Origin of the sequence: Pelagibius marinus (genome assembly GCF_014925385.1) — a bacterium.
Classification (GTDB): domain Bacteria; phylum Pseudomonadota; class Alphaproteobacteria; order Kiloniellales; family Kiloniellaceae; genus Pelagibius; species Pelagibius marinus.
Map to the genome: position 1 here is coordinate 135,463 of NZ_JACSDK010000003.1, position 15,757 is coordinate 151,219.

The 15,757-nt window shown below is 67.3% G+C and carries 15 protein-coding genes; 8 read left to right on the top strand and 7 right to left on the bottom strand.

Annotated features, from left to right (window positions below; translation table 11 throughout):
- The first annotated feature begins 70 nt into the window (after window positions 1-70).
- Together H7X47_RS05905 and H7X47_RS05910 are read left to right on the top strand one after the other, a co-directional pair.
- Window positions 71-3,727, top strand: coding sequence for a hydantoinase B/oxoprolinase family protein (locus H7X47_RS05905; protein ID WP_193367723.1), 3,657 nt, complete (start codon window positions 71-73; stop codon window positions 3,725-3,727).
- Window positions 3,724-4,293 (top strand): winged helix DNA-binding protein, encoded by a 570-nt coding sequence (locus H7X47_RS05910; protein ID WP_193367724.1) that lies wholly within the window; start codon window positions 3,724-3,726, stop codon window positions 4,291-4,293. The genes H7X47_RS05905 and H7X47_RS05910 overlap by 4 nt, the downstream gene beginning before the upstream one ends.
- Window positions 4,294-4,306: 13 nt before the next feature.
- Here the strand turns inward: H7X47_RS05910 and H7X47_RS05915 are convergent, their stop codons facing one another.
- Window positions 4,307-4,870 (bottom strand): tetratricopeptide repeat protein, encoded by a 564-nt coding sequence (locus H7X47_RS05915; protein ID WP_193367725.1) that lies wholly within the window; start codon window positions 4,868-4,870, stop codon window positions 4,307-4,309.
- A 93-nt stretch (window positions 4,871-4,963) separates the two neighbouring features.
- On the opposite strand from H7X47_RS05915, the gene H7X47_RS05920 reads away from it, so the two are divergent.
- Window positions 4,964-5,464, top strand: coding sequence for a hypothetical protein (locus H7X47_RS05920; protein ID WP_193367726.1), 501 nt, complete (start codon window positions 4,964-4,966; stop codon window positions 5,462-5,464).
- A gap of 10 nt (window positions 5,465-5,474) precedes the next feature.
- Here the strand turns inward: H7X47_RS05920 and H7X47_RS05925 are convergent, their stop codons facing one another.
- The 6 genes from H7X47_RS05925 to H7X47_RS05950 all read right to left on the bottom strand — a co-directional run bounded on the left by H7X47_RS05925 (window position 5,475) and on the right by H7X47_RS05950 (window position 10,310).
- Window positions 5,475-6,197, bottom strand: coding sequence for a hypothetical protein (locus H7X47_RS05925; RefSeq protein WP_193367727.1), 723 nt, complete (start codon window positions 6,195-6,197; stop codon window positions 5,475-5,477).
- A 467-nt stretch (window positions 6,198-6,664) separates the two neighbouring features.
- Window positions 6,665-7,006: a DUF7668 domain-containing protein gene (locus H7X47_RS05930; protein WP_193367728.1), complete on the bottom strand. Its 342-nt coding sequence runs from the start codon at window positions 7,004-7,006 to the stop codon at window positions 6,665-6,667.
- A gap of 52 nt (window positions 7,007-7,058) precedes the next feature.
- Complete coding sequence (gene tnpC / locus H7X47_RS05935) at window positions 7,059-8,681, bottom strand: IS66 family transposase (RefSeq protein WP_193367729.1); 1,623 nt, start codon at window positions 8,679-8,681, stop codon at window positions 7,059-7,061.
- Window positions 8,682-8,778: 97 nt separating this feature from the next.
- On the bottom strand, window positions 8,779-9,129 hold the full coding sequence (gene tnpB, locus H7X47_RS05940) for an IS66 family insertion sequence element accessory protein TnpB (protein WP_193367730.1): 351 nt from the start codon (window positions 9,127-9,129) through the stop codon (window positions 8,779-8,781).
- A complete protein-coding gene (gene tnpA / locus H7X47_RS05945; RefSeq protein ID WP_227010244.1) occupies window positions 9,126-9,521 on the bottom strand; it encodes an IS66-like element accessory protein TnpA in 396 nt (131 codons plus the stop codon). Before tnpA ends, tnpB begins: the two co-directional genes overlap by 4 nt.
- Window positions 9,522-9,590: 69 nt before the next feature.
- Window positions 9,591-10,310, bottom strand: a complete 720-nt coding sequence (locus tag H7X47_RS05950) for a hypothetical protein (RefSeq protein ID WP_193367731.1) — start codon at window positions 10,308-10,310, stop codon at window positions 9,591-9,593.
- Window positions 10,311-10,394: 84 nt separating this feature from the next.
- Here H7X47_RS05950 and H7X47_RS05955 point away from each other — a divergent pair, with 84 nt between their 5' ends.
- The 5 genes from H7X47_RS05955 to H7X47_RS05975 all read left to right on the top strand — a co-directional run bounded on the left by H7X47_RS05955 (window position 10,395) and on the right by H7X47_RS05975 (window position 15,714).
- On the top strand, window positions 10,395-11,114 hold the full coding sequence (locus H7X47_RS05955) for an aspartate/glutamate racemase family protein (RefSeq protein WP_193367732.1): 720 nt from the start codon (window positions 10,395-10,397) through the stop codon (window positions 11,112-11,114).
- Window positions 11,115-11,296: 182 nt separating this feature from the next.
- On the top strand, window positions 11,297-12,283 hold the full coding sequence (locus H7X47_RS05960) for a TRAP transporter substrate-binding protein (protein WP_193367733.1): 987 nt from the start codon (window positions 11,297-11,299) through the stop codon (window positions 12,281-12,283).
- Between the two features lie 70 nt (window positions 12,284-12,353).
- Entirely contained in the window at window positions 12,354-12,881 is a 528-nt protein-coding gene (locus H7X47_RS05965) for a TRAP transporter small permease (protein ID WP_193367734.1), read from the top strand.
- Window positions 12,881-14,188: a TRAP transporter large permease gene (locus H7X47_RS05970; protein WP_193367735.1), complete on the top strand. Its 1,308-nt coding sequence runs from the start codon at window positions 12,881-12,883 to the stop codon at window positions 14,186-14,188. The genes H7X47_RS05965 and H7X47_RS05970 overlap by 1 nt, the downstream gene beginning before the upstream one ends.
- A 125-nt stretch (window positions 14,189-14,313) precedes the next feature.
- A complete protein-coding gene (locus tag H7X47_RS05975; RefSeq protein ID WP_193367736.1) occupies window positions 14,314-15,714 on the top strand; it encodes an FAD-linked oxidase C-terminal domain-containing protein in 1,401 nt (466 codons plus the stop codon).
- Window positions 15,715-15,757: the final 43 nt, after the last annotated feature.

Genomic DNA, 15,757 nt, shown 5'->3' on the forward strand with positions numbered 1-15,757 from the left:
ACAATTTATCGATAAAGTGTCTTTGTAATGGGGCGCGGAAACGTGCTCTTTGGAACAAAGGCGTGGAAAAATGGACGGCGACAACAGGCAACCCGCTTGGCAATTCTGGATCGACCGGGGCGGCACCTTCACCGACGTGGTGGCCCGCAAGCCCGACGGCGAACTGGTGACCCACAAGCTGCTGTCCGAGAATCCGGAGCAGTACAAGGACGCCGCCGTGCAGGGCGTGCGCACGCTGCTGGGCCTCAAGCAGCACGACGCCCTGCCGCCGGGCGCCGTCGAGGCGGTGAAGATGGGCACCACGGTGGCCACCAACGCGCTGCTGGAGCGCAAGGGCGACCGCACCCTCTTCGTCACCACCGAGGGTTTCGGCGACGTGCTGCGCATCGGCTACCAGAACCGCCCGCGCCTCTTCGACCGCCACATCGTGCTGCCGGAAATGCTCTACGAGCGCTCGGTGGAAGTTTCCGAACGGATCAGCGCCGAGGGCGAGGTCATCACGCCGCTGGACGAGGACGCCGCGCGTGCGGCCATGAAAAGCGCCTATGACGACGGCATCCGCGCCGTGGCCATCGCCTTCATGCACGGCTACCGCTTTCCCGACCACGAGAAGAGCGTCGCGGCCATCGCCCGCGACATCGGCTTCACCCAGGTCTCGGTGAGCCACGAGGTCAGCCCGCTGATGAAGCTGGTCAGCCGCGGCGATACGACGGTCGTGGACGCCTACCTCTCGCCCATCCTGCGCCGCTACGTCGACCAGGTGGCCGAGCAGCTGGATGCGGACGTCGAACACGGACCGCGCCTCATGTTCATGCAGTCCAACGGCGGCCTCACCGACGCGCGCCTCTTCCAGGGCAAGGACGCCATCCTCTCCGGCCCGGCCGGCGGCGTCGTCGGCATGGTGCGCACCGCGCACATGGGCGGCTTCGGCAAGCTCATCGGCTTCGACATGGGCGGCACCTCGACAGACGTGTCGCACTACGACGGCGAGTACGAGCGCACTTTCGACACCCTGGTGGCGGGCGTGCGCATGCGCGCGCCGATGATGCACATCCACACCGTGGCGGCCGGCGGCGGCTCCATTCTGCACTTCGACGGCGCCAGGTTCAGGGTGGGCCCGGACTCCGCCGGCGCCGATCCCGGCCCGGCCTGCTACCGTCGCGGCGGCCCCCTGGCGGTCACCGACTGCAACGTCATGCTGGGCAAGATTCAGCCGGAACAGTTCCCCAAGGTCTTCGGTTCCAATGCCGACCAGCCGCTGGACGCCGCCGTGGTGCGGGAGAAGTTCGAGGCCCTGGCCCGGGACATCGCCGAGGCGACCGGCAAGCCGCTGCAGAGCCCGGAGGAGGTGGCCGAGGGCTTCCTGCGCATCGCCGTGGAGAACATGGCCAACGCCATCAAGAAGATCTCGGTGCAGCGCGGCTACGACGTCACCGAATACACCCTCAACTGCTTCGGCGGCGCCGGCGGGCAGCACGCCTGCCTGGTGGCCGACGCCCTGGGCATGACCAAGGTCTTCCTGCACCCCTTCGCCGGCGTGCTCTCGGCCTACGGCATGGGCCTCGCCGACGTGCGGGCGCTGCGCGAGCAGCAGGTCGAGGTGCCCTTCAATGTCGAGGCGCCGGTGGTGATGGAGGAGGCCTACAAGGCTCTGGCCGCCGAGGCCGAGGCGGAGGTGCTGGACCAGGGCGTCCACCCCGACCGCATCAAGCTGGTGAAGAAGGCGCAGCTGCGCTACGAGGGCACCGACAGCCCGCTGCCGGTCGACTTCGGCGAACTGGCGGCGATGCAGGAAGCCTTCGAGGCGGCGCACAAGCAGCGCTTCGGCTTCATCGCGAGCGAACGGAAACTGGTGGTGGAGGCCGTCTCCGTGGAGGTCATCGGCTCCACCGAGGAAGTCGCCGACCCCGAGCGCGAGGTGCCGGCCGGCGCGACCGAGGCCGAACCGCTGACCCGCGTCGCCATGCACTCCGGCGGCGGCGCCCACGACACGCCGCTCTACGACCGCGACGCGCTGCTGCCCGGCCAGAAGGTCGACGGCCCCGCCGTCATCGTCGAGTCCACCGGCACCACGGTGGTGGAGCCGGGCTGGCAGGCCGAGTTGACGAAGCGCGGCCACCTGGTGCTGACCCGCGTGGTGCCGCGGCCCAAGACCGAGGCCGTGGGTACCGAGGCCGACCCGGTGATGCTGGAGGTCTTCAACAACCTCTTCATGAACATCGCCGAGCAGATGGGCGCGACGCTGGCCAACACCGCCTATTCGGTGAACATCAAGGAGCGCCTGGACTTCTCCTGCGCGATCTTCGACCCCGAAGGCAACCTGGTCGCCAACGCGCCGCACATGCCGGTCCACCTCGGCTCCATGGGCGAGTCGATCAAGACGGTGATCCGCGAGAACGCCGGCACCATGAAGCCGGGCAACGTCTATGCCCTGAACGCGCCCTATAACGGCGGCACCCACCTGCCCGACGTGACGGTCATCACGCCGGTCTTCGACGACGCCGGCGAGGAACTGCTGTTCTACGTCGGCTCGCGCGGCCACCACGCCGACATCGGCGGGCGCACGCCGGGCTCGGCGCCGCCGGACTCGACGCGCATCGAGGAAGAAGGCGTCCTCATCGACAACTTCCTGCTGGTCGAGGAAGGCCGCTTCCGCGAGCAGGAGACCCTGGAGCTCCTGACCTCCGGGCAATACCCCTGCCGCAATCCGCAGCAGAACATGGCCGACCTCTCCGCACAGATCGCCGCCAACGAGACCGGCGTTCAGGAAGTGCGCAAGATGCTGGCCCACTTCGGCCTCGACGTGGTGCAGGCCTACATGCGCCACGTGCAGGACAACGCCGAGGAATCGGTGCGCCGGGTGCTGGACGTGCTGAAGGACGGTCACTTCACCTATCCTCTGGACAACGGCAGCCGGATCCAGGTGAAGATCACCGTCGACAAGGCCAAGCGCGAGGCGCTCATCGACTTCACCGGCACCTCGCCGCAGGACAAGGGCAACTACAACGCCCCGACGGCGGTCTGCAAGGCGGCGGTGCTCTATGTCTTCCGCACCCTGGTGGAAGACGAGATCCCGCTGAACGAAGGCTGCCTCAAGCCTCTGAAGCTGAAGATCCCGGAACGCTCCATGATCAGCCCCGAGTACCCGGCGGCGGTCATCTCCGGCAACACCGAGGTCTCCCAGTGTATCACCGACGCACTCTACGGCGCGCTGGGCGTGCTGGCCTCGGCCCAGGGCACCATGAACAACTTCGTCTACGGCAACGACCGCTACCAGAACTACGAGACCATCTGCGGCGGCACCGGCGCCGGGCCGGACCACGACGGCACCTCCGCCGTGCACTCGCACATGACCAACACCCGCATGACCGACCCGGAAGTGCTGGAGTGGCGCTTCCCGGTGCGCCTGGAGGCCTTCCGCATCCGCCACGGCTCGGGCGGCGGCGGCAAGCACCGCGGCGGCGACGGCGTGGTCCGCCGCATGCGCTTCCTGGAGCCCATGACCGCGACCATCCTGTCGCTTCACCGCACCACCGACCCCTACGGCCTGGAGGGCGGCGAAGCGGGCCGGCGCGGGCGCAACACCGTCGAGCGGACCGACGGCTCCTTCGTCGAGCTGAAGGGCAGCGACGAGATCGAGATGGGCGCCGGCGACGTCTTCGTCATCGAGACTCCCGGCGGTGGCGGCTACGGTAAGACCGAAGACCAGCGGGAGGCGGCGGAATGAGCGACGTGAAGGACACTGCCCAGAAGGAGGCAGGCCGCAAGGAAGGCGGCAAGCGCTCCATCGTCTCCTCGGCGCATCTGGTCTCCGAGCGCGCGGCGGAGACCAGCGCCTTCGAGTACGGCCTCTACATCGCCTCCAACGCCTTCAACCGCTGGATCCAGCGCTGCATGTCGGCGGCCGGCTACCCGGACTTGAGCGCTCTGGACGTCATGGTGCTGCACACGGTGAACCACCGCGCCAAGGACAAGAAGCTGGCCGACATCTGCTTCGTCCTCAACATCGAGGACAGCCACACGGTGAACTACGCCCTGAAGAAGCTGACGCGCCTGGGCCTCGTCGCCGGCGACAAGCGCGGCAAGGAGATCTTCTACGCCACGACCAAGGACGGGCAGGCGGCCTGCGCGACCTACCGCGAAGTTCGTGAAGATTGTCTGGTCAGCGCCTTTTCCGCCTTCGGCGGCGATAAGGCGGGGGAGCTCAACGAGCAGATCGGCGAGGCCGCCGACCTGCTGCGCGCCCTCTCCGGCCTCTACGACCAGGCGGCCAGGTCGGCGTCGAGTCTCTAGAGCGTTGCAGCAACTAAGGCTTGTTTTCCAGGCGGCGAAGGTGCTCGGCGGCGGCACGATTTCCTTGCTCCGCCGCGAGCCGAAACCACCGTGCCGCCTCCTGTTTGTCGGCGGGTGCGCCCAAACCGGCCGCGCACATGACGCCAAGTATGTTCTGTGCGGACGAATCTCCAAGATTCGCCGCATGGCGCGCCACCTGCCGGGCCTTCCGGTAGTCTGTCGGAACACCTGTGCCGGTCATGTACAGGAATGCCAGGGCCGCATAAGCATTGAGATACTCGAGATCCACGGCGGCCTGGATCAGCTCCGCGGCGCGGTCGTCCCGGCCGGTCCTCAAGTAGGCCGTCCCCAGTGAGAGCATGAGTTCCTTTTCCCCGGGACTTGCGGCCAAGGCCTTTTCGCAGAGTTCCAGTGTCGCCTCGGAGAATGCCGCCCCGGGCGCGGCGCCGCCCTCCTGGAAGAGTTGATCATTGCACTCGGCCAGCAGTTTTTCCGCATCCTGCACCGTGGCCGAGCAGCCGACCATCGCAACCAGCAGGCCGCCAGCCAGAATGACGGTTGTTTGAATACCTTTCATTCTGTCCTGATCCCCCGCGAAGTCCTGTTGCGCCTCTGCGGTGGGCAATCTACCTTTAATTGTGGTGTGACACCAAGTGGGAGAGCGCTGGCGATGAAGTCTGCGGGAGTGGGATGCCTGGCCTTGGCCCTGGCCGGCCTGGCCGCGGGCTGCAGCGGCACCACGGATCAGGCCGCCGAGACCCGCCTGGAGTGCGAGGTCAATGGCCGCGTCTACTTCGTCTCCCATCCCTGGTCCTGCCTGCGCCAGGGCGGCCGCGTCGCCGAGGTGCCGGCCGAGCCTTCCCCCTGGATCAGCGAGGCCGTCAGGGTCGGCTGGCAGGGGCGCGGCGACATCAAGAGCGGGCGGGCCTACTACAACCGCGCCGGCGCCGAAGGCGGCCTGCGCCTCACCCTGCCCGAGGTGAACGACGAGTGCCAGGGCAGCTACGTCCTGCAGACGCCGACCGACGCCGACTGGACCGCCACCTGCGACAGCGGCCTGCGGATCGAGGCGCGGCTCTTTCTCAATGAAGGCGGCATCGCCATCAGCGCCTTTGGCAAGGACGGCGAAGGCCGCACCTTCGGCTTCTATCCGAAAGCCGCCGAGGGCTGAGGCCGGCGCGCTAGACCGGCTCCAGGTCTTCCGCCCTGGGGCCGCGGCCCTGCTGGCGGCGGAAAGACCAGTAGACCGCCAGCAGGACCCCCTGGAAGAGCCCGATCAGCAGCAGCATGAACCCGAGAAGCGCATAGAAGACGACGGGCACCCAGAGGCCGGCGGCCAGCAGCAGCGCGCCCAGGGGGACGGCAAAGACCGCGATTGCCAGGGCGCGCAGCGGCTTGAAGGACTTCGCGACCATGTAGCCCAGCAGCCGCCGCCGCAGGTAGGCGCCGCGCGCGGTCCGGCGGGCGCCGGGGAAGCGTTCCTGCACGGCCTGCGCATAGCGCCGCGCGAGGACGTAGCTGTAGGTCACGATGAAGACGAAGGGGACGAACCATGCGACCGGGAGCCACTGGCGGACGGTCTGCCCATAGGCGCTGTCTTCGAAAAAGGAAAAGGTGAAGGAAACGACGTTACCGCCGACGATCACGCAGACGAGCGTCGTGAAGACCGCGAGCACCAGGCGCCCTTCGCGCTTCATCTCCGGGCTGAGCAGGCTGCGGTCCAGCAGCGAGCGGTACCGTTCGAACTGCCACTCGTCGAGCCGGTAGCCGGCGAAGGGAAAGCCCAGGGGGAAGACCAGCCCGCCGCCCTCGCGGAAGGGCACCGTCATGCTGAGCAGCATGAGCTGAAGGCTCTTCTCCTCGCGCGACAGCCGGGTCGGGGGCTTGTTGGTCTCTTCGCTCATACCTGGAGTCGTTTGCTTCCCTGTCGTTTGTGCGCAGGAGTTTAGCGGCATTCCGGTCCGCGGGGGAAGGCGTTAGGATGACGCATGCGCGCAGACGGCAAGCCCACCCTGGGCGTCCTCATGCTGAAGACGGGCTTTCCGCGTCCGCCGGGACCGTGTATCTCGCCTTCGCCCCTGGCCCTTGCCCGCGCCAGGTTGACCGCGTCGCCGGCCGACGCCGGTGGAGGATGAGGGAGGCCGCCTAAATCGTAACCATCCGGCGAGCGCCGCGGTTCAAGCAATCGCCGTCGCTAAGCAATAGATCCCCTTCATCAAATGGGCGCAACCGGGGCCATAGAGACTTCCGATGAGGCCCAGGCGAATACGGCACAGTGTGCTTGGCAAGTGTAGCGGCCTAATGAGCTGCCCACCCAGCGGAGATCACCACAGCACGGGCAGCGGCGCGCCAAATGTGGTCTTAGAGGCCGTTAGAGAACGTGCAGATCATCAATCTCCACAAGCACTTTCCCATTATCCTCCTTGATCGACAGCGCCAGCGTGAGATCGCTCCGCCCTTCCTCTCGTGTCCATAAGGGCAGATCCACTGCCCACTTGCTCGCCTCACCTTCAATTGGATAGCAGTCGGCGCTATCAAACGCATCATCAGGCAAGGGTACCAACTTGCCACCATACTCGCTAAGCGCTCTACTTAGCTCGGCAGCCGTCAACCGCCCGATGCGGCCATCGAGTTCTAGACGCTCAAACTCACCGCGCATTAAGACGTCAACCAGCTCTAATATTGCAGGCTGCAATTTTACGTCTACAGGCATCGTTACCTCTTTCGGTTCGTATCACTCCGGTGAGCCCGGTGAGCGCCGCGGCTCAGGCTGCCTGAACGGACTCCCGGGCGGCCTTCCAGTTCCATGGCAGGAGTTCATGGAGGCGGGCCTGGGGCATCTCGGCGATGCGGGCCAGCACATCGGCGAGCCAGGCTTGCGGATCGACATCGTTCATCTTGGCGGTGACAATCAGGGTGTACATCACCGCCGCGCGCTGGCCGCCGCGATCCGAGCCCGCGAACAGCCACGAGCGTCTGCCGAGAGCCAGACCGCGCAATGCGCGTTCGGCCGCATTGTTGGTCAGGCAGATGCGCCCGTCCTCGAGGAACCGGGCAAAGCCGTCCCAGCGCTTGAGCATGTAGTCCATGGCCTTGGCAACATCGGCATGGCGCGACAGGGCGGCGCGATGCTCGCGCATCCAGCTCTCCAGATCCTCGACCAGGGGCCGCACCTGCGCCTGACGGACGGCCAGGCGTTCCTCCGGGCTCAGCCCGTTGATGGCACGCTCGACATCGAATACCTCGTCGATCCGCGTCACCGCCTCCAGGGCAAGCGGCGAGATCGGCGGCGCGCGCTTGCCCCGGCGTCCCTTCTTGGCGATGTCGGCCAGCTCGTAGAACTTGCGCCGCCCGTGGCTCCAGCAGAACGCCGGCGTAACGGCGCCGGAGGGACGTCCCGCCTCGTAGAGCCGGTTGTAGCCGCTGTAGGCATCGGCCTGGAGGATGCCGGAGAAGATTGCGAGGTGCGCGACGGGGTGGTCGCCCGACCTGTCCCTGGAGTAGTGGAACAGTGCCGCCGGCCGGTCGCCGCCGAACGGCGCATCGTCGCGGACGTAGACCCAGATCCGACCGGTGTCGGTCTTACCCTTAGCCAGCACCGGCACCGGGGTGTCGTCGCCGTGCAGGCGCGCGCCCGTCAGGGCGTGCCCGGCGATGAGATCGTGCAGCGGCTTAAGAGCGTGGGCGCAGGCGCCGACCTGGTCGGCCAGGGTCGACAGGCTGAGCTCGACGCCCTCGCGGGCGTAGCGCTCGCTCTGGCGATTGAGCGGCTGGTGCTGGCCGAACTTCTCGAACAGGATCATCGCCAGCAGGCTGGGGCCGGCCCAGGCGCGCGGCACGACGTGGAACGGCGCCGGTGGCTGGCTGATGTGCGTGCAGCAGCGGCAGGCGAGCTTCTCGCGCACCGTCTGGATCACTTTCCACTGCCGCGGAATCACCTCCAGCGTCTCGGTGACCGTCTCTCCCAGCTTGGACAGGCGGTCCGAGCCGCAGGCCTCGCAGGTCTGCGGCGCCGGAATGACCACGCGCTCGCGCGGCAGGTGCTCGGGAAAGGGCTTGCGCGCCGGCCTCTTGCGCTCGAACGCCGCGACCCGCGTGGTCCTGGCGGCGGCCCGCTCGGCGGCGAGTTCGTCCTCGCTGGCCGTTGCCTCCAGCTCCTCGAGCTCCAGCTCCAGCTGGTCCAGCAGCCGCGCCTTGCGCTCGGAGCGCTGGCCATAGAGCTCGCGGCGCAGTTTCTCGATCTGCAGCTTCAAGCCGGCGATCAGCGCCTCGGTGCCGGAGGCCTGCGCCGTGAGGCGGGCGACCTGCGCCTCCGCCGCCGCGGCCCGTGCCTCGGCCTCCGCCAGGGCGGCGCGCAGTGCGGCGATGTCCTCCGGGGCAGCTGTCATGGCCACGATTCTAGCCAAAACCGCAAGGCTGTGGCGGATTTCCGCCTGTCAATCGACCGATTGAGTCAATTGGTCGCAGATGGCCGACCGGCTTGCCTTAGCCCGCCGAGGCCGGCCGCCAGGTACGGCGCGGGTTGCGCCAGTCGATGCCGTCGAGCAGATAGCCGAGCTGTGCCGCCGAGATCGCGACGGCCCCGCTGGCCGGTGAGGGCCAGATGAAACGGCCATGCTCCAGCCGCTTGGCGTAGAGCGACAGGCCGATGCCATCATGCCAGAGGACCTTGATCAGATTGCCGCGCCGGCCGCGAAAGACGAAAAGATCACCCGCGTGTGGGTCACGTCCCAGGCCCTCCTGGATTTGCAGCGTCAGCCCGTTCATGCCCCGGCGCATGTCGGTCACCCCGCCGGCCAGCCAGACCCGCACGCCAGCGGGGACCGCGATCGTCATCGCCCCTCCAGCACTGCGAGCACCCGCGCCAGTGCGCCAGGATCGACGTCCGGGCCGACAATCACAGACCGGCCGTCGCCCACGACAATCTCCATGCGGCCGCTTGATGCAGCCTCCCGGGCCGGCGGGTCCGGTTCCTCCGGCACGACCATAGCCGGCACGAACACCGAGGCCTGGCCGCCATCAAGCCGCCCCTCGCGATAGGCCTTGCGCCAGCGGAACAGCAGCGTCCTCGAAATCCCGTGGCGCCGCGCCGTCGCCGACGCCAGGCGGCGCCCGCTCAGGCTCTCCTCGACAATCCGCACCTTCTCGGCATCGCTCCATCGCCGACGCCGACCGGTGTTCACCACTTCCAGCCGGCCAATCAAGCCACCGTCGCTATCCATATCCATAGCGACAGTGCACTACGAAAACGACGTCCCGTCACCGTCCCAAGCCGCGGCGCTCACCGGAGGGATACCCTAAATCGGTGTCAAATCTTCTTCTGTGGGGCCACGGCCGTGTTTGCGGCGGAAGGACCAGTAGATCGTCACCAGGATGGTCCGCCAAGCCGCAAAGGCGAGAAGAGGCAGCACGAAGAAAAGGGTGAGCGGAAAAGGCATTCCAGAGGCAAACGCGACCTTCGTGAGATAGAAAGCCGCGGCGGCTGGCAGCAGGGCCAGGAGCAACTGTGCGATTGGCTTCAAGTTCTGAGCCACGACAACGCCCAGATATCTTCTGTGGAGATGGGCGAAGCGGCTCACCCTCGGTGCCGGCCGGAATTCCCGCGCGAAGGCCATACCCCGATTGTTCAGAAGGACGATGGCCGCGAGAAATCCGATGAAGACCGCGGCGATGCCGAGGAGAGGAAGCTGAGCGTCCAGTTCCGAGTGGAACAAGGGCGCCTTTCTGAGGAAATTCGCGGCGGCAAAGCCGAACATCAGGCCGAAAAGACCGAGGAAGACGATCACCCATATCCATCGCCTTAGCCGCCGGCCGGCTTTGCCAGTCAAGGCGGACTCGAGCCCGGCGCGATAGCGCTCGAACTGCTGGGCATCAAGGCGATAGCCCCGGCCGGGGAAGCCCCCAGGAAAGACGACAGCGCCGCCTTCGCGTAGGGGCACCGTGGTGCTGCGCAGTAAGATTTCCAGAGCCCGTGCGTATCGCGCATCGATGCCAACTGCTGCAGTAGATTCATTCATACCCGAAGTCGCTTCTAGTCCGCCTGCATACACGCAGGAGTTTAGCGGCATTCCGGTCCGCGGGGGAAGGCGTTAGGATGACGCATGCGCGCAGACGGCAAGCCCACCCTGGGCGTCCTCATGCTGAAGACGGGCTTTCCGCGTCCGCCGGGCGACGTCGGCAACCCGCAGACCTGGTCCGTGCCCAGCCTCTATCAGGTGGTCGAGCCCGCCGATGTGGCCGCTGTGGTGCGCAGTGGACCTCTGCCCGAGGGCCTGGTCGAGGCCTTCGCCGCGGCCGGGCGGGACCTGGTGGCCGAAGGCGCCGACCTCATCACCACCTCCTGCGGCTTCCTGGTGACGGCGCAGGACGCCTTGCAGGCGGCGCTGCCGGTGCCGGTGGTGACCTCCAGCCTGCTGCAGGTTCCGGACGTGCAGGCCGGCCTACCGCCAGGTGCGCGGGTCGGCGTCATCACCATCGATGCGCGCCGCCTCTCGCCCGCGCACTTGGCCGCCGCCAGGGCCCCGGCCGATACGCCGCTCGCGGGACTGGAGGAGGGCGGTGAGCTGCACCGGGTGATCACCCGGGACCTCGCGGTGCTGGACCCGGCGGCGGCGGAGTCCGACGTGCTGGCCGCCGGGCGCGCCCTGCAGGCCGCGCAGCCGGAGCTGGGCGCCGTGGTGCTGGAGTGCACCAACCTGCCGCCCTACCGCGCGGCCCTGTCCCGGGCCCTCGGCCTGCCGGTCCATGACCTGGTCACCCTTGTAGAGGGGCGGCTTGCCGCCCTCAGAAACCCCGCGGGAGGGTCAGAACGAAAACGTTGATAATTTATCGATAAAATGTCATTGTGTTGCGTCAGTTGCCTGCCGGCGGGCGCCGCGCCTAAAGTTGAGCCCTTGAAGGGCGCAATGGCGCGGCCTCTCATGCAGGACCTGGCCTGAAGGCTTATTGGGAAAACTCTGCGGGCACCAAAGTCCCGCCGAAGGCCAAACAGGGAGACAATATAATGAACACGTTCCTTAAATCCCTTGGCGGGATTGCTTCGGTCGTTGCGCTGGGCCTCGCGGCCACGTCCGCGGCGGCCGCCGAGAAGTGGGATATGCCGCTGGCCTATTCCGCCAGCAACTACCACTCCGAAAACGCGGCGCAGTTCGCCGAGGATGTCACCAAGGCTTCCGGCGGTGAGCTGGAAATCGTCGCTCACCCCGGCGGCTCGCTGTTCGGCGGCGGGGAGATCTACCGCGCCGTGCGCACCGGCCAGGCGCCGATCGGCGAACGCCTGATCTCGGCTCTCGGCAACGAGAACCCGCTGTTCGAGGTCGACGCCCTGCCGTTCCTCGCCACCAGCTTCGACGATTCCTGGAAGCTCTATAAGGCCTCCAAGCCGCAGCTCGAGAAGACCCTCGACGAGGCCGGCCTGATGCTGCTCTACACCGTGCCCTGGCCGCCGCAGGGTCTCTACAACAAGAACCCGGTGAACTCGGCCGCCGACATGAAGGGCGTGAAGTTCCGCGCCTACAACGCGGCGACCTCGCGGCTGGCCGAACTGATGGGCGCGGTGCCGACCAAGATCGAGGCGGCGGAGCTGACGCAGGCCTTCGCGACCGGCGTCGCCGATTCCATGATCTCCTCCGGTTCGACCGGCTACGACCGCAAGATCTGGGAGCATGTGAAGTACTGGTACGACGTCCAGGCCTGGCTGCCGAAGAACATGGTGGTGGTCAACAAGGCGGCCTGGGAAGGCCTTGATGCGAAGCTGCAGAAGGTCGTGCTGGATGCCGCCGCCGCCGCCGAGGAGCGGGGCTGGAACAAGGCCCGCGAGCTTTCCGACTGGTACAAGGAGCAGCTGGCCGCCGAGGGCATGGTCATCGAAGCGCCGAGCGCCAAGCTGAAAGCCGACTTCGAGCAGATCGGCGCCACCATGACCGAGGAATGGCTGGAACGCGCCGGCGACAGCGGCAAGTCGGTCATCGACGCCTACAAGGCGATGTAAGGTCTGAGAAGGAGCTGCGGCCGGTGACGGGATCACCGGCCGCTCTCTTCTTCGGGGAAAGCGACAGAAGATGCGCGCCGCGCTCGACCGGCTCTACCTGGCCGCGGGGGCACTCGCCGGCCTCGGCCTGATCTCCATCGCGGTGCTGGTGCTGCTGTCCATCATCACCCGCCTGCTGGGCCTCTACGTGCCGGGCCTGACGGTCTACGCCGGCTACGCCATGGCGACCTCGTCCTTCCTGGCCCTGGCCTACACCTTCGGCAAGGGCGGGCATATCCGCGTCGCCCTTTTCATCGACAAATTCTCCGGTCCCCGCCGCCGCGCGGCGGAACTCTGGTGCCTCGCCGTGGGCACCTTCCTCGCCGGCTATCTCGCCTGGTACTCGGTGAAGATGGTGCGTGTCTCCCACACGTTGGGCGACGTCAGCGAGGGCGCCGACGCGACGCCGCTGTGGGTTCCGCAGATTGGCATGGCGCTGGGCTCGGTGCTGCTGGCCGTCGCCCTGGCTGACCGCCTGATCGCGGTGGCACGGGGCGCGCCGCTGGACCACAAGAAAGCCGCGCCGGAAGAAGCGCCGCCCGAAGACGTGGTGGGTTGATGGAAAACCTGCTGCTCACCGTCCTCTTTCTCGCCGTGCTGTTCTTCCTGCTGGGCAGCGGCGTCTGGGTCGGCCTGTCGCTGCTCGGCGTGGCGCTGGTCGGCATGGAGCTCTTCACCAGCCGCCCGGCCGGCGACGCCATGGCGACGACGATCTGGAGCGCGTCCTCGTCCTGGACGCTGACCGCCCTGCCGCTGTTCATCTGGATGGGCGAGATCCTGTTCCGGACGCGATTGTCGGAGGATCTCTTCAAGGGCCTCTCGCCCTGGCTGGGCGGTTTGCCGGGACGGCTGCTGCACGTGAACGTGGCCGGTTGCGCGCTCTTCGCCGCCATCTCCGGCTCCTCGGCGGCCACCGTCGCCACGGTCGGCAAGATGTCGATCCCGGAGCTGCGCCGCCGCGGCTATCCGGAGAACATGATCATCGGCACCCTGGCCGGGGCCGGCACCCTGGGCCTGCTGATCCCGCCCTCGATCATCCTCATCGTCTACGGCGTCACCGTGAACGAGTCGATCGCCGGCCTCTTCATGGCCGGGGTCTTCCCCGGCATCATGCTGGCGCTGCTCTTCATGGGCTTCATCTTCGTCCGCGCCCTGCTGAGACCCGAGTCCATGCCGCCGCGCGAGGCGGCGACGGGGTTCCTGCAGAAGTTCCGCGACTCTTTCTCCCTGCTGCCGGTGATCCTGCTGATCCTGGCGGTGCTGGGCTCGATCTACGCCGGCATCGCCACGGCGACCGAGGCCGCGGTGCTGGGCGTGGTCGGCGCCCTGGTGCTGTCGCTGCTGCAGGGTTCGCTCAGCAAGGAGAGCTTCCTCGAGAGCCTCATGGGCGCGACCCGCACCTCCTGCATGATCGCCCTCATTCTCGCCGGCGCGAAGTTCCTCACCCTCTCCATGGGCTTCACCGGCCTGCCGCGCGACCTGGCGGCCTGGATCGGCTCGCTGGAGCTGTCGCCCCTGGCGCTCATCGCCGCGCTGACCGTCTTCTATATCGTGCTGGGCTGCTTCCTGGACGGCATCTCGGCGGTGGTGCTGACCATGGCGGTGGTCGAGCCTATGGTGCGCCAGGCCGGCATCGACATGCTGTGGTTCGGCATCTTCCTGGTCATCGTGGTGGAGATGGCGCAGATCACCCCGCCGGTGGGCTTCAATCTCTTCGTCCTGCAGGGCATGACCCACCACGAGATCCCCTTCATCGCCCGCGCGGCCCTGCCGATGTTCGGCATCATGGTGGTGGCCGTGATCCTGGTCGTCGCTTTCCCGGAGATTGCCACCTGGCTGCCGGCGCAGATGCGGTCCAGTCCTTAGACCGCGCTCCCGAGCTCCGTCCTCCCCAAGCCCCGTAACCCCAGGGCGGTTATGGCCTTTCGCAGCATTGCACGCCTGCCGACGACCTCTGCTATAGTGCCTCCCCCCAGGGAGGAAAGAGACCCATGGCTGACGCCGCGGAAGACAAGAGAAACCAGCCGCAGGACCCCTTGATCGAGGCGCTGCGCGCGCTGCTGGGCGAGCGCCTCTCCACCGCCCAGGCGGTGCGCGAGCACCACGGCAAGGATGCCTCCTACCATGCCATGGAGGCGCCCGACGCGGTGGCCTTCGCCGAGTCCACCGAAGAGGTCTCGGCCATCGTCAAGCTCTGCGCCCAGTACAAGCGTCCGGTCATCGCCTTCGGCACCGGAACCTCCCTGGAGGGCCAGGTGCAGGCGGCCCAGGGCGGCATCTGCATCGACCTCTCCAACATGGCGACCATCCTGGAGGTCAACGAGGCCGACCTGGACTGCCGCGTGCAGGCCGGGGTGACCCGCAAGACGCTGAACACCTACCTGCGCGACACCGGCCTGTTCTTCCCCATCGACCCGGGCGCCGACGCCTCGCTGGGCGGCATGGCGGCGACCTCGGCCTCCGGCACCAACGCCGTGCGCTACGGCACCATGCGCGAGAACGTCATGGGCCTGACGGTGGTGCTGGCCGATGGGCGGGTGATTCGCACCGGCGGGCGGGCGCGCAAGTCCTCGGCCGGCTACGACCTGACGCGGCTCTTCGTCGGTTCCGAAGGCACCCTCGGCATCATCACCGAGGTGCAGCTGCGCCTCTACGGCATTCCCGAGGCCATGGCCGCGGCGGTCTGCTCCTTCGACACCCTGGAAGGGGCCGTCGACTCGGTGATCCTGACCATCCAGTCCGGTATCCCGGTGGCCCGCATCGAGCTTCTGGACGAACTGCAGGTCAAGGCCATCAACGCCTATGCCAAGCTCGACTACCCGGTGAAGCCGACGCTGTTCTTCGAGTTCCACGGCACCGAGGCCTGGGCCAGGGAGCAGGCGGAACTGGTCGGCGAGATCACCCGGGACTACGGTGGCGCCAACTTCCAGTGGGCAACGCGCCAGGAGGACCGCACCAAGCTGTGGGAAGCGCGGCATAACGCCTACTTCGCCTGCCTGGCTCTTAAGCCCGGTTCCGGCGCCTGGGCCACCGACGTCTGCGTGCCCATCTCGCGCTTGGCCGAGTGTATCCTGGAGACCCGCAAGGACATCGACGAGACCGGCGTGCTGGCGCCCATCGTCGGCCATGTCGGCGACGGCAACTTCCACCTGACCTTCGTCATCGATCCCGACGACCCGGAGGAGATGGCCAAGGCCGAGGGCGTGAACGAGCGCATGGTGATGCGCGCGCTCTCCATGGGCGGCACCTGCACCGGCGAGCACGGCGTCGGTACCGGCAAGATGCGCTTCCTGCAGGCCGAGCACGGCGACGCGCTGGCGGTGATGCGCCAGCTGAAAGTGGCGCTCGACCCCGACAACATCATGAACCCCGGCAAGATATTGACCGTTTGACGCCGGTTCCGCCCGCGACCCATCTGTCGCTTGCGGTCCCCGC